Here is a 13,760-nt window from a genome sequence, read left to right as displayed (position 1 = left end):
ACGCTCTAGTGCGCGCCCACCGCGACCACGCGGACCACCGCCGAGCCGGCTTCGTCGGACGCGGCCAGGTCGATCTCCGCGCTGATGCCCCAATCGTGGTCGCCCGCCGGGTCGTCGAAGATCTGGCGGACCTTCCAGACGTCCGGCAGCTGCTCGATGATGATCAGCGCCGGGCCGCGCGCGTCCGGGCCGGCGCCCAGTGCGTCGTACTCCTCGAAGTAGTCCTCGATCGCGTCTTCCCACGCCCCGGCGTCCCAGCCCGAAGCCGCGTCCAACTCGCCCAGCACGTTCCACGCGCGGCGCCCGAACAGCTCGACCCGGCGGAACAGCTCGTTGCGCACCAGCACCCGGAACGCGCGCTCGTTGCGCGTGACGGCGGGCGGTTCGGCCGGCGGCCGGTGGGAGACCGGCCCCTCCTCGTCCGGGTGGCGCAGGGCTTCCCACTCGTCGAGCAGGCTGGAGTCGACCTGCCGGACAAGCTCGCCGAGCCACTCGATGAGGTCCTGCAGCGGCTCGGTCTTCGCCTCGTCGGGCACCGTGTGGCGCAGCGCGTCGTAGGTGTCCGCGAGGTAGCGCAGCACCAGGCCTTCGGACCGCGCGAGCTGGTAGAAGCCGATGTACTCGACGAAGTTCATCGCGCGCTCGTACATGTCGCGCACGACCGACTTCGGCGACAGCTCGTAGTCGTCGACCCACGGGTGGCCCTGCCGGTAGCTGTGGAACGCGCCCTGCAGCAGCTCTTCCAGCGGCTTCGGGTAGCTGACGTTCTCGAGCAGTTCCATCCGCTCGTCGTACTCGATGCCTTCGGCCTTCATGGCGTTCACGGCCTCGCCGCGCGCCTTGAACTGCTGCTGCGACAGCACGGGCCGCGGATTGTCCACAGTGGATTCCACAGTGGACACGACGTCGAGCGGGTAGCTCGGCGACTCCAGGTCGAACAGCTCGATCGCGGCCAGCGCGAACGGCGAAAGCGGCTGGTTGAGCGCGAAGTCGAACTGCAGGTCGACGGTGAGCCGGACGATCCGGCCCTGCTCGTCCGGCTCGGGCAGCCGCTCGACGATGTCGGCGGACAGCAGCGCGCGGTAGATCGCGATGGCGCGCAGGATGAGCTTGCGCTGCGACGCGCGGTCCTCGTGGTTGTCCTCCAGCAGGTGGCGCATGGAGTCGAACGCGTTGCCCGGCCGCGAGATCACGTTCAGCAGCATCGAGTGCGTGACCTTGAAGCTGGACGTCAGCGGCTCGGGCTCGGCCGCGATCAGCCGGTCGAACGTGCTCTCGGTCCAGTTGACGAACCCCTCCGGCGCCTTCTTCCGGACGATCTTCTTTTTCTTCTTCGGGTCGTCGCCCGCCTTCTCCAGCGCCTTCGCGTTCTCGACGACGTGGTCGGGCGCCTGGACGACGACGTAACCGTCGGTGTCGTAGCCCGCCCGGCCGGCGCGGCCGGCGATCTGGTGGAACTCACGCGCCTTGAGGTGGCGCTGGCGGACGCCGTCGTACTTCGTCAGCGCGGAGAAGACCACTGTCCTGATCGGTACGTTGATGCCGACGCCGAGCGTGTCCGTCCCGCAGATCACCTTGAGCAGCCCGGACTGGGCGAGGGTTTCGACCAATCGGCGGTACTTCGGCAGCATGCCGGCGTGGTGGACGCCGATGCCGTGGCGGACCAGCCGCGAGAGCGTCTTGCCGAAGCCCGCGGAGAACCGGAAGTCGCCGAGCAGCTCGGCGATGGCCTCCTTCTCGGCCTTGGTCGTGACGTTGATGCTCATCAGCGTCTGCGCCCGCTCGATGGCCGCGGCCTGCGAGAAGTGGACGACGTAGACCGGCGCCTGGCCGCCGTGGAGCAGCTCGGACATGGTCTCGTGCAGCGGGGTCAGCGCGTACCGGAAGGTCAGCGGCACCGGGCGCTGCACCGACGTGACCACGGCCGTCGGCTTGCCGGTGCGGCGGGTGAGGTCCTTCTCGAAGAAGGACACGTCGCCCAGGGTCGCCGACATCAGGACGAACTGGGCCTTCGGCAGCTCGAGGATCGGCACCTGCCACGCCCAGCCGCGGTCGGGCTCGGAGTAGAAGTGGAACTCGTCGGCCACGACCTGCCCGACGGGGGCGTCAGCCCCGAACCGCAACGCGATGTTCGCCAGGATTTCGGCCGTGCAGCAGATGATCGGCGCGTCCGGGTTGACGGCGGAGTCGCCGGTCATCATCCCGACGTTGTCCGCCCCGAAGATCTCGATGAGCTGGAAGAACTTCTCCGACACCAGCGCTTTGATGGGCGCGGTGTAGTAGCTGCGGCGGCCCTGGGCGAGCGCGGTGAAGTGCGCGCCGACCGCGACGAGGCTCTTCCCGGAGCCGGTCGGCGTCGAGAGGATGACGTTCGATCCGGAGACGACCTCCATCACCGCCTCCTCCTGCGCCGGGTACAGCGCGATGCCCCGATCGGCCGTCCAGGTCGTGAACGCTTCGAAGAGGGCGTCGGGGTCGGGATCCGCAGGCAGGAGGTCTGTGAGAGTCATGAGACGTCCATCGTGCCATCCGCTCGTCGCAAAGTCGGCAGGGGCGATCGCATCGCGAGTGGTAAACCCGTAGGCTTCGCGGTACCGCGCACCGACCGGGGCATACTTTCGGTCTCGCGCGCACACGGGCGGTAATCCGGAGGGCTTAGGAATGGCACAGGACATCATCCCGATCGAACTCGGCCTGCCGCAGGGGGACGTCGTCACCCTGTGGGCGCCGCGCTGGCGGGAGGACGGCGAGGAGTGGGAAGCGTTCCTCGGCGACGAGGACGACCTGTACGCGTTCCCGGACGCAGCCCACTTGGCCGCGTTCGTACGCACCTCCGAGCGGCACGACCTGCTCGATCACCCGGCGTGGGACGCGGTTCCGTCGCTGAACGTCCCGGAGCTGATCCCGGACGAGGACCACACGTACGACCTCGTCGGCGTGCCCGAGCTCGTCGCCGAAGAGCCGGACATCTGGCACATCGCGGAGCTCGCCGAGATCATCGGCATCGTGCGATCGCTCGCCGACGTCTGCGACCTCGAAGAGGTCCACGAGATCCTCGACTCGACCGAGGGCTTCTCGCTGCTCGACCAGGGCACCCTCCCGTTCACCGGGAGCGTCGGCGTCCAGGTGTGGAACGACCTGTCCGAGACGGTGTCGCAGAAGTGGGACACCGTGCTGGACGCGATCGACGGCCTGGTGACCGCACCCGACGTCGACGAGAAGATCCTGGAGCAGACCGCCGAGGAGCTGGCGGCGTTCCACGAGGAGTCCGCGGCGGCCGAAGCCGGCGCCGAGGGTGAAGAAGACCTCGAGGCGATCGACTCCGCCGACTCGGACGACGACGCCGAAGACGAGGAAGAGGACGAAGGTCCGGTCGGCTTCTGGGCCGAGGTCGGCATCGACCCGATCAAGATCATCACGTCCGGCGCGGAGTACTACACGCTGCGCTGCTACCTCGACGACTCGCCGGTGTTCCTCGGCAGCGAGGGCGAGATCGACGTCTACACCTCGGAGAAGGCCCTCGCGAGGGCCTTGGCCGACGGCAAGGACCTCGCCGACACCGACCTCGCCGACGTGTCCACCTGGGAAGAGGTGCTCGCGAAGGCCACCGCCGGCGAGCTCGAGATCGAGGTCGACCCGGAGAACACCTACGTCCTGTCCGGCATCGACGCCGACATCGCGGAAGGCCCGGAGGCGATCGACCCGACCCAGCTCGAGCTGGCCGTCGAGCTGATCACCGACGCCGCCGACTGGGCGGGCGACGACACGGCCGACACGGCACTGGCGAGCAATGAAAGCCTGGGCTGGCTGGTCTCGTTCGTCCTGCGCCCGGACCCCACGCGCCTCGAGCCGAGCGCCCCGTTCGACGCGGAGCAGGGCTCGTGGCGCAAGCTGGTGGAGACGTTCGAAAACCGCCTCACGGTCGCCTGACCTTCCGACCTCACGAAGGCCGCCTCCCGGGTTTAGGGAGGCGGCCTTCGTCGTGTTGACCCTTCAATCACGCGTGTCGTCCATCCAGGCACACGTGTCGTCCGTCCAGGCACGCATGTCGGCCGTTCAGGCACGCGAGTTGGCCGAACCGGTCTGTGCGGGAACGGTCGACTCGCGTGATCAGAGGGTCGACACGCGTGCTTGAGGGGACGACACGGGGTCAGTCTTCTGCGGATCGCTCCGCGCGGGTCGGGACCACCAGCACTGCCAGCGCCGGGAAGATCGCCGCGACGCAGAAGGCCAGCGCGTAGCGGCTGTCGCCGATCACCAGGCCCAGCAGGGGCGGCGTGAGGGACGCCGCGATGTTCTGGCCCGTGTTCTGCGTGCCCATCGCGCGGCCCGACCACGCCAGGCCGGCCAGCTCGGCCGACGCCGTGAAGCCGAGACCGTTGTCGGCGACCGTGATGATCCCGGCCAGCGCCAGCGCGAGCAGCACCAGCCAGAGCCACGTCGTGTCGCCCAAGGCGACCAGCAACATCACGAAGCAGCTCAGCACGGCGAGCTGGCGCATCGGGCGCAACCGGCTGCCGACCCGGTCGGACCACCAGCCCGACCCCAGCCGCCCCGCGGCGCCGAGGATCTGGACCACCGCCAGGTACCAGCCCGCCGACAGCGCGCTCCAGTGCTGCACCGTGACCAGGTACACCGGCGCGAAGGCCGAGACGGCGAACTGCGGGACCACCAGCAACGCGCTCGCGCCGTGCACCCGCCACAGCGTCGCGTGCCGGTACGGCGACGGCGGCTTCTCACCCGAAGCCGGCCGAGGCGGCCGGGGCGGGTCCGTGACGAGCCAGGCCACCAGTAGCGCGACGACGATCGCCAGCCCGGCCGGCAGCAGCACCGCCGCGCGGAACCCGAAGTGCGCGGCCAGCGGCGGCAGCCCGAGCGCGGCGACGCCGACACCCAGCGGCTGGGCCGTCTGGCGGATCCCCATCGCGACCCCGCGCTCGGACTTCGCGAACCAGCCCATGACGACGCGGCCGCTCGCCGCGTTCACCGAAGCCGAACACGCTCCGGCAGCAAGGAACACCCCGAAGAGCAGCCCGATCGAGTGGGCGCCGAGCCCGGCGTACACCAGGAGTAACCCTGAGACCCCCAGCCCGAGGGCCATAATCAGACGCTCTCCGTAACGGTCCGCAGCCGCGCCCCACACGATCAGGGTGCACAACAACCCGATGCTCGGGGCCGCGACGACCGTGCCGGCCTGGGCCAGGGTCAGCCCCTCGGCCGCCCGCATCGCCGGGACCAGGAACGGGATGCCGTAGAGGAACGAACAGCTCGCGGTCTGCGCGGCGAGACCGAGCGCGAGGATGAGCCACCGTCGTGAACTCGCCTGAACCTGCTCGATCGAATCGCCCTTGACCTGCGCCATCGTCTTCACCGTCTCAAATTCTGAGAACAACTTCCTATATGGTGAACGATAGTTGTCGTGCCTAAGGACCGCAACCGCCTATCGGCGGTCACGGTCCCGAGGGCCTCGAGGGCCCCGAGGTCAGCGCAGGGCGGCGTACCCGGGCTTGATCACGTCGTCGATCAGCGCGAGCCGGGAGTCGAAATCTATGAAGGCGGATTTCATCGCATTGATCGTGAACCAGCGCAGCTCGTCCAGGTCATAGCCGAAGGTCTCGTGCAGCGCGGCGAATTCGCTGGTCATCGTGCACCCGCTCATCAGCCGGTTGTCCGTGTTGACGGTGACCCGGAAGCGCAGCTTGGCCAGCAGGCCGATGGGGTGCTCGGCGATCGAGCGCGCGGCGCCTGTTTGGACGTTCGACGTCGGGCAGATCTCCAGCGGGATGCGGCGGTCGCGGACATAGGCGGCCAACCGTCCAAGGTGGACCGTGCCGTCGGCGTCGCTCTTGATGTCCTCGATGATCCGCACACCGTGCCCGAGCCGTTCGGCGCCGCAGTGCTGAATCGCCTCCCAAATGGACGGAAGACCGAACGCTTCACCGGCGTGAATGGTGAAATGCGCATTGTTCTGCCGCAAATACTCGAAAGCGTCGAGATTGCGGGTCGGCGGGAATCCGTCCTCCGGTCCGGCGATGTCGAACCCGACGACGCCGGCGTCGCGGTAGCGGACCGCCAGGTTCGCGATCTCGAGGGCCCGGGCGTGCTGGCGCATCGCGCAGAGCAACGTCCCGACGCGGATCGAACCGCCGGCGGCGACCACGCGGCGTGTGCCCTCCGTGAACCCCGCCTGGACAGCCTCGACCACCGTATCGAGTGACAGACCGCGTTCGACGAACAACTCCGGTGCGTAGCGCACCTCGGCGTAGACGACGCCGTCGGCGGCCAGGTCTTCGACAGCTTCCGCGGCGACTCTGACCAGGGCTTCCTCCGTTTGCATCACCCCGCAGGTGTGCGCGAAGGTCTCGAGGTAGGAGACGAGCGAGCCGGAATCGGCCGCCTGGCGGAACCAGCTGCCCAGCTCGGCGGGGTCGCTGGTGGGCAGGCCGGTATAGCCGGTGGCGTCGGCGAGCTCGGCCACGGTCGCGGGCCGCAGCCCGCCGTCCAGGTGGTCGTGCAGCAGCACCTTGGGCGCGCGGCGGAGCGTCTCGATGGGCAGAACAGGGGTTTCGTCGGACATCCCTCAACGGTAACCTCGGTGTCATTCCCCTACATGGCCGTAACTCTCAGTCTCTGGCTAACCCTGAGCGTCGAGATCAGGTAACGAATCGGCCATCCGGGGGCGGCCTCCGCAATACCCGCTTCACGGGGGCCATACGCACAGCAATTTCGCAATCGTTAAGCTTCGTGGCACGTCCCTCCATTTCCCCGCCGACGAAGGACACACAGCAGTGACCACTGACAACCACATTGCCGCCCCGTCCTTCGACCGGATGCGCAACATGCTGGTGCGCGCGGCCGAAGTGCGTGAGAGCGAGCAGCAGCAGATCTTCGACGCGCTCGACGACATCTACGCCCGCCTCGCGCCGGTCGACTCGCTGGGCGCGGTCCGCAAGCGGCTGTCCGAGATGCCCGACCGCACCGAGGTCAGCGTCCTGGCCGAGCGCCTCGACGAGACGATGTCCCGGCTGGAGGCCCAGGACAACGCCATCGCCGCGCTGACCCGCGCCGTCGAGAGCATCGTCGACAAGCTGGCCAAGCCGTTCGCGCAGCTCGACGGCCGCCTCGACGGCATGGCCTCGCGCTTCGAGGGCGTCGCGGGCCGGATGGACGGACTCGAGGACAAGCTCCAGAACATCCACCGCCGGATCGACGAGGTCGGCGGCCACCTCGACAAGCAGGACGCGAAGCTCGACTCGATCCCGCAGTCGGTGCTCGGCCCGGTCCGCGAGCGGATCGAGCAGAGTGAGGCGTCGCTGCGCGACCGCGTCGACCACGCCGACCACGAGCTGCGGAACAAGGTCGACGAGCTGAGCCGCGTCACGCAGGAGCGGATCGGCGAGCTGGACCGCGTCACCGGCGAGCGGATCGGCGCGAACACCGAGGCGCTCAAGGTCGCGCTGACCGAGACCGGCGAGATGATCGACGCCTCGGACCGCCTGGAGAAGCTCGGCAACCGCCTCGAGACGGTCACCACCCGCCTCGACGACCTGGCCGGCCGCCTCGACAAGGTGGAAGACGGCTTCCTGTCCGGCATCGGCGACCTCGACGGCGCGCTCAAGGCCGGGCTGTCCAAGGTCGAGGGCACGCTGTCCAAGCAGCCGGACACCGACTCGCTCGACTCACTGGTGCGCAAGAGCAACGACGAGAGCGTCCGCCGCATCGGCGGCCAGCTCGACGAGGCGATGGCGACGTTCGCGGAGCTCATGCTCGGCGGCGGCCCCGCCGTGCAGCAGATCTCGCCCCCGCCGCCGGCCCCGCGCCAGCCGCGTCGCAGCTCCCGCAACGGCCGCGCGCCGAAGCCGGCCGACGCCAAGGCCAAGCCGGGCGAAGGCCCGGAAGAGCCCACGGAGTAAGCAAGCCAGTCGAAGAGGCCCCCACCGGTACGCCGGTGGGGGCCTCTTCGTATCTCACGTGTCTGGGGCCGTGACTCACGTGATCAGAGCCGGAACTCGCGTGTCTGGGGCCGTACCGGCTCCGATCACGCGAGTTCCGGGCTCAATCACGCGGGATACGACTTCGGACGTCACTCGGTCGAGTGATCATCTTCGCGATGATCATCACACCGTGCCGCGGATCGTCTCCCGGACGATCGGGGCCGCGGCGGGAGCCGCGGCGGCCACCGTGAAGCCGCCTTCGAGGGCCGCCAGGGCTGCCGGGACGGCGGACGGCGTGTCCGTGTGCAGTTCCAGCAGCGGCTCGCCCTCGGTGACCGCGTCGCCCGGCTTGGCCAGGCACAGCACGCCCGCCGCGGCCTGGACCGGGTCCTCCTTGCGGGCCCGGCCCGCGCCCAGCCGCCACGAGGCGACGCCCACCGCGTACGCGTCCAGCGAAGCCAGCACGCCCGAAGCCGGGGCGACCACCGTGTGGATGTGCGACGGCTTGGGCAGCGGCGCCGACGGGTCGCCGCCCTGGGCCGAGATCATCCGGCACCACGTCTCGTACGCCTCGCCCGACGCCAGCACCTCGGCCGGGTCCGTGGAGATCCCCGCCAGCGCCAGCATCTCCCGGGCCAGCGCCAGCGTCAGCTCGACGACGTCCGACGGGCCGCCGCCCTGCAAGACGGACACCGACTCCGCCACCTCGACCGCGTTGCCGACCGCGCGCCCCAGCGGGACGTTCATGTCGGTCAGCAGCGCCGTCGTCGGGACGCCGTGCGCGACGCCGATCGACGTCAGCGTCGAGGCGAGCGTGCGCGCCTGGTCGAGCGTCTTCATGAACGCGCCGGACCCGAACTTCACGTCCAGGACCAGCCCGGACGCGCCTTCCGCGATCTTCTTGCTCATGATCGAGCTGGCGATCAGCGGGATCGACTCGACCGTCGACGTCACGTCCCGCAGCGCGTACAGCTTCTTGTCCGCCGGGGCCAGCCCGGACGTCGCCGCGCAGACCACCGCGCCGACGTCCTCCAGCTGACGCGCGATCTCCGCCGTGGACAGCGAAGCCCGCCAGCCGGGGATCGACTCCAGCTTGTCGAGCGTGCCGCCGGTGTGCCCGAGCCCGCGGCCGGACAGCTGCGGCACCGCCGCGCCGCACGCGGCCACCAGCGGCGCCAGCGGCAGCGTGATCTTGTCGCCGACCCCGCCGGTCGAGTGCTTGTCGACGGTCGGGCGCGAGACGTCCAGCGTGAGCCGCTCCCCCGACGCGATCATCGCGCCGGTCCAGCGGGATATCTCCTCAGAGTCCATACCCCGCAGGAAGATCGCCATCGCCAGCGCCGACATCTGCTCCTCGGCGACGACGCCGTGGGTGTAGGCGTCGACGACCCAGTCGATCTGCTCGTCGGACAACCGGCCGCCGTCCCGCTTCGCACGAATCACGTCTACTGCCGAGAACGCCCGCAGTGCCGATGGTTCGCTCGCAAGCTCGCTCACGGCAGGTCGTCCGGGCCGAAGGCGTCCGGCAGCACGTCCGACATCGGCAGGATGCCGCTCGGCGTGTCCACCAGGCAAGCGGAGCCGCCCAGCTCGAACAGGATCTGCCGGCAGCGCCCGCACGGCATCAGCAGGTCACCGGCGCCGCTGCGGCACGCGACGGCGACCAGCTTGCCGCCGCCGGACAGGCGCAGCTGCCCGGCCATCGTGCACTCCGCGCAGAGCCCGAGCCCGTAGGAGGCGTTCTCGACGTTGCAGCCGATGACCACGCGGCCGTCGTCGACGATCCCGGCGACCCCGACGTGCAGGCCCGAATAAGGCGCGTACGCATGGGAAGCCGCTTCGATAGCGCGAGAACGCAGCGCGTCCCAGTCCACTGTAGACACTAGTCCTCACCCCGCCGGTACGGCTGCCCGTCGGCCTTCGGCGGCCGCAGCCGCTGCGAGGCGACGGCGAGCACGATCAGCGTCACGAAGTGCGCGGTGTACGGGATCAGGTCCGACGGCAGCGTGTCGTTGGCCCAGTAGATCAAGTACAGGATCCCGGCGCCGACGACGCCGAGCCCGGCCGCGATCCACTGCTTGCGGAACAGCTGGACGACGACGATCACGGCGACCAGGATCACCGCGCCGTACAGCAGCGCGAGCACCGCTTCACCGCCGCCCGAGAGCTGCAGGCCGTCGGCGTAACCGAACAGCGCCGCGCCGCCGAGGAGGCCGCCCGGGCGCCAGTTGCCGAAGATCATCGCCGCGAGGCCGATGTAACCGCGGCCGTTGGTCTGGTTCTCCAGGTAGTCCGCGCCGCCGCGCAGCAGCACCAGCGACGCGCCGCCCATCCCGGCGAACGCGCCCGAGATCAGCATCGCGACGTACTTGTGCCGGTAGACGTTGACACCGAGGGACTCCGCGGCCACCGGGTTCTCGCCGCACGAGCGCAGCCGCAGGCCGAAGCGCGTGCGCCACAGGACCCAGAAGCTCACCGGCACCAGGATGATCGCGATCATCGTCAGCGGCGCCACCTCGGTGACGAGCCCGCGGAGGATGCCGGCGACGTCGGAGATCCCGACGCGCTGCTCCTTTTCGAGGTCACCGAGCCAGTCGGACAGGCCCGAAGCCGAGTAGGTGTCGAACTTCGGCACCACCGGCGACTGCCGCGGGTTGCCGGAGATCGGCTCGAAGATCAGGTTCGCCAGGTACTTCGTGACGCCGAGGCCCAGCAGGTTGATCGCGACGCCGGAGACGATGTGGTTGACGTTGAACGTCACCGTCGCCACCGCGTGCAGCAGGCCGCCCAGCGCGCCGAACACGAGCGCGGCCAGCAGGCCGACCCACACCCCGCCGTTGTACGAACCCCAGGCGGCGCCCCAGGTCCCGAGGATCATCATGCCCTCGAGCCCGATGTTGACGACGCCGGCGCGTTCGGCCCAGAGGCCGCCGAGCGCGCACAGCAGGATCGGCAGGGCCAGGCGCAACGCCGTCGACGCGGTGTTGGACGACGTCAGCGTCGAGACGCCGGTGGAGTACGACGCCGTCGAGACGACGGCGATGGCGATCACGGCCCAGATGACGCCGCGGAGCCAGCCGGGGACGCGGGGCCGCTTGCGGTGCACCGGCATCGCGCCGGGGCTGCCGGCGTCAGGCCGGGAAACGTCGGTGACGGCCATCAGACGGCACCTCCCCCGGCGACCGAAGTGCTCTTGCCGCTGAGTGCGCGGCCGACTCTTCGTTGTTCGGCCGCCAGGTCGGCGCGCCGCACGATCTCGTACGCCACGACGACCGACAGCACGATGATGCCCTGCATGATCGTCGCGATCTCCTTGGACACGTTGATCTGCTCCAGCGACACCGCGGAGGTGTCCAGGAACGCCCACAGCAGCGCGCCGAGCGCGATGCCGCCGGGGTGGTTGCGGCCCAGCAGCGCGACCGCGATGCCGGTGAAGCCGTACATCTGCGTCGAGGTGATGCCGTAGGTGTAGTCGCGGCCGAGCAGCTCCGGCATGGCGACCAGGCCGGCGACGCCGCCCGAGAGCACCATCGCGATCAGCGTCATCTTCTTGGCGTTGACGCCACCCGCGGCGGCCGCGGTGGTCGACTCGCCGGACGCCTTGAGCTCGAAGCCGAACCGCGTGCGGTTGAGCATGAACCAGTAGGCGGCGCCGATGATCGCCGCGATGATCACGAAGCCGAAGAGCGTGCCCGAGCCGAGCGGGATGCCCGGGATCCGGCCGGACGGCGCGATCTCCCGGGTCCCGATGTTGTTGCCCCGCTGCACGCCGAACTGGTCGGCGTTGATGAGGAAGGCGATGATCCCGCCGACGATCGAGTTCAGCATGATCGTCGCGATCACCTCGCTCACCCCGCGGGTGACCTTGAGGATCGCCGGGACCGCCGCGTACGCCGCACCGGCGACGACCGCGACGATGAGGATCACCAGCGTGTGGATCACCGGCGGCAGGTTCAGCGCGCCGCCGGCGATGGCCGCGACGACCGCGGCGAACCGGTACTGGCCCTCGACGCCGATGTTGAAGAGGTTCATCTGGAAGCCGATGGCGACCGCGAGCCCGGACAGGTAGTACACGGTCGCGAGGTTCGCGGTGTCGACCGCGGTCGAGCCCTTGAACATCTGGCCGATCATCGTGCCGTAGGCCTCGAGCGGGTCGGCCCCCGAGATGACCAGCGCGATCGCCGACAGCAGCACGGCGAACGCGATCGCCAGCAGCGGTGGCAGCAGTTTCGTGCGCCAGGAGGTCATTCGTCGTCACCCTCTCCGGCGCCGGTCATCGCCGAGCCCAGTTCCTGCGGCGTCACGGTCGCGGGGTCGGCTTCGCTGACGAGCCGCCCGCGCAGCATGACGCGGATCGTGTCGGACAGGCCGATGAGCTCGTCGAGGTCGGCCGAGATCAGCAGCACGGCGAGGCCGGCGGCGCGGGCCTGGCGGATGTTCTCCCAGATCAGCGCCTGCGCGCCGACGTCGACACCGCGCGTGGGGTGCGAGGCGATGAGCAGCACCGGGTTGCCGGACAGTTCCCGCCCGACGATCAGCTTCTGCTGGTTGCCGCCCGAGAGCGCCGCGGCCGGGACGTCGATCCCCGGCGTGCGGACGTCGTACTCCCGCACGATCCGCTCGGTGTCCGCGCGCGTGCCCGCGATGTCGAGCAACTGTCCTTTGGAGACCGGCTCGCGGGTCTGGTAGCCGAGCATCCGGTTGACCCACAACGGTTGCGTGAGCAGCAGGCTGTGCCGCGTGCGGTCTTCGGCGATGTAGCCGATGCCCGCCTCGCGGCGGGCCAGCGTGCCCGCCTTGGTGAGGTCGCGGGCCACGCCCTCGGCGTCGACCAGTTCGATCGTGCCGCCGGATGCCTTGCGCATGCCCATGATCGTCTCGACGAGCTCGGTCTGGCCGTTGCCCTCGACACCGGCGACGCCGAGCACCTCGCCCGCGCGCACGGTGAACGTGATGTCGTCGAGCGCGTTGCGGTCGGAGCCCTCGGCGCCCAGCGTCAGCCCGGTCAGCCGCAGCACGGCCCGGTCGGTGACGGTGGACTCGCGGGTCTCCGGGCTGGGCAGCTCGGAGCCGACCATCATCTCGGCGAGCTGGCGCGAGGTGATGGTCTTGGGGTCGGCCGTGCCGACGGTGGTGCCGCGGCGGATCACCGTGACGGTGTCGGCGATCGCGCGCACCTCGTCGAGCTTGTGCGAGATGAAGAGGAACGTGTAGCCGTCGGCCTTCATCTCCCGGACGGTCGCGAAGAGCGCGTCGACCTCCTGCGGCACGAGCACCGCGGTCGGCTCGTCCAGGATGATGATCTTGGCGCCGCGGTAGAGCACCTTGACGATCTCGACGCGCTGGCGGTCGGCGACGCCGAGCTCCTCCAGCAGCGTTTCCGGCTTCGCGCGCAGGCCGGTCCGCTGCGCGAGCTCCGCCAGCCGCGCGCGGGCGGCGCGGCCGATGCCGTGCAGGCCCTCGGCGCCGAGGAAGACGTTCTCGCCGACGGTGAGGTTGTCGGCGAGCATGAAGTGCTGGTGCACCATGCCGATGCCGGCGCGGATGGCGTCCTGCGGGTTGCGCAGTTTCACCTCGTCGCCGTTGATCGCGATGGTGCCCTCGTCCGGCGGCTGCATGCCGTAGAGGATCTTCATCAGGGTGGACTTGCCGGCGCCGTTCTCACCACAGATGGCGTGCACCTCGCCGGCGGCGACGGTGAGGTTGACGTCGGAGTTGGCCACCACGCCAGGGAAACGTTTGGTGATCCCGGTCAGCTGGACGGCGGGCACGCCCCGGTCGGGGACGGCCGCGGCCGGGGCCTCGGCAGTGCTCATGGGCGGGAGA

General features: G+C 69.8%; 10 protein-coding genes. 2 read left to right on the top strand and 8 right to left on the bottom strand.

The annotated features are described in order from the left end of the window. Positions 1–5: 5 nt before the first annotated feature. A complete protein-coding gene (locus OHS58_RS41795) occupies positions 6–2,510 on the bottom strand; it encodes a DEAD/DEAH box helicase (protein WP_328645968.1) in 2,505 nt (834 codons plus the stop codon). 151 nt (positions 2,511–2,661) lie between these two features. Between OHS58_RS41795 and OHS58_RS41790 the strand changes: the two genes are divergently transcribed. Further along, the gene (locus OHS58_RS41790) at positions 2,662–3,930 is read left to right on the top strand and encodes a primosomal protein (RefSeq protein WP_247060765.1); all 1,269 of its coding nucleotides are present in this window, start codon (positions 2,662–2,664) and stop codon (positions 3,928–3,930) included. 220 nt (positions 3,931–4,150) lie between these two features. Here OHS58_RS41790 and OHS58_RS41785 read toward each other — a convergent pair whose 3' ends face one another. After that, positions 4,151–5,362, bottom strand: coding sequence for an MFS transporter (locus tag OHS58_RS41785; protein WP_328649941.1), 1,212 nt, complete (start codon positions 5,360–5,362; stop codon positions 4,151–4,153). 120 nt (positions 5,363–5,482) lie between these two features. After that, positions 5,483–6,577 carry an adenosine deaminase gene (locus OHS58_RS41780; RefSeq protein ID WP_326946133.1) on the bottom strand — a complete coding sequence of 365 codons (1,095 nt, stop codon included), beginning with the start codon at positions 6,575–6,577 and terminating at the stop codon, positions 5,483–5,485. A gap of 211 nt (positions 6,578–6,788) precedes the next feature. Here OHS58_RS41780 and OHS58_RS41775 point away from each other — a divergent pair, with 211 nt between their 5' ends. Continuing rightward, positions 6,789–7,913 (top strand): PA containing protein, encoded by a 1,125-nt coding sequence (locus tag OHS58_RS41775; RefSeq protein WP_326955989.1) that lies wholly within the window; start codon positions 6,789–6,791, stop codon positions 7,911–7,913. A 204-nt stretch (positions 7,914–8,117) separates the two neighbouring features. Here OHS58_RS41775 and OHS58_RS41770 read toward each other — a convergent pair whose 3' ends face one another. The 5 genes from OHS58_RS41770 to OHS58_RS41750 are packed head-to-tail and all read right to left on the bottom strand — an operon-like array spanning position 8,118 to position 13,750. Then, positions 8,118–9,401: a thymidine phosphorylase gene (locus OHS58_RS41770; RefSeq protein WP_328649940.1), complete on the bottom strand. Its 1,284-nt coding sequence runs from the start codon at positions 9,399–9,401 to the stop codon at positions 8,118–8,120. Between the two features lie 26 nt (positions 9,402–9,427). Further along, the gene (locus tag OHS58_RS41765) at positions 9,428–9,817 is read right to left on the bottom strand and encodes a cytidine deaminase (protein ID WP_247060762.1); all 390 of its coding nucleotides are present in this window, start codon (positions 9,815–9,817) and stop codon (positions 9,428–9,430) included. Beyond that, on the bottom strand, positions 9,817–11,094 hold the full coding sequence (locus OHS58_RS41760) for an ABC transporter permease (RefSeq protein ID WP_442792255.1): 1,278 nt from the start codon (positions 11,092–11,094) through the stop codon (positions 9,817–9,819). Before OHS58_RS41760 ends, OHS58_RS41765 begins: the two co-directional genes overlap by 1 nt. Beyond that, positions 11,094–12,182 (bottom strand): ABC transporter permease, encoded by a 1,089-nt coding sequence (locus OHS58_RS41755; protein ID WP_326946131.1) that lies wholly within the window; start codon positions 12,180–12,182, stop codon positions 11,094–11,096. The genes OHS58_RS41760 and OHS58_RS41755 overlap by 1 nt, the downstream gene beginning before the upstream one ends. Beyond that, positions 12,179–13,750, bottom strand: coding sequence for an ABC transporter ATP-binding protein (locus OHS58_RS41750; protein WP_326946130.1), 1,572 nt, complete (start codon positions 13,748–13,750; stop codon positions 12,179–12,181). The genes OHS58_RS41755 and OHS58_RS41750 overlap by 4 nt, the downstream gene beginning before the upstream one ends. Positions 13,751–13,760 lie beyond the last annotated feature (10 nt).

The sequence above is a fragment of the Amycolatopsis sp. NBC_00348 genome, from assembly GCF_036114655.1.
In the GTDB taxonomy this organism is placed as follows: Bacteria; Actinomycetota; Actinomycetes; order Mycobacteriales; family Pseudonocardiaceae; genus Amycolatopsis.
Note: the sequence above shows the minus strand (reverse complement) of the source record. Positions and strands in the feature narration are given on the sequence as shown.

Excerpts from the sequence above, each read along its gene's own strand:
- OHS58_RS41785 (WP_328649941.1), bottom strand. The coding sequence starts at position 5,362 with ATGGCGCAGGTCAAGGGCGATTCGATCGAGCAGGTTCAGGCGAGTTCA.
- OHS58_RS41790 (WP_247060765.1), top strand. The coding sequence starts at position 2,662 with ATGGCACAGGACATCATCCCGATCGAACTCGGCCTGCCGCAGGGGGAC.
- OHS58_RS41795 (WP_328645968.1), bottom strand. The coding sequence starts at position 2,510 with ATGACTCTCACAGACCTCCTGCCTGCGGATCCCGACCCCGACGCCCTC.
- OHS58_RS41755 (WP_326946131.1), bottom strand. The coding sequence starts at position 12,182 with ATGACCTCCTGGCGCACGAAACTGCTGCCACCGCTGCTGGCGATCGCG.
- OHS58_RS41750 (WP_326946130.1), bottom strand. The coding sequence starts at position 13,750 with ATGAGCACTGCCGAGGCCCCGGCCGCGGCCGTCCCCGACCGGGGCGTG.
- OHS58_RS41780 (WP_326946133.1), bottom strand. The coding sequence starts at position 6,577 with ATGTCCGACGAAACCCCTGTTCTGCCCATCGAGACGCTCCGCCGCGCG.
- OHS58_RS41760 (WP_442792255.1), bottom strand. The coding sequence starts at position 11,094 with ATGGCCGTCACCGACGTTTCCCGGCCTGACGCCGGCAGCCCCGGCGCG.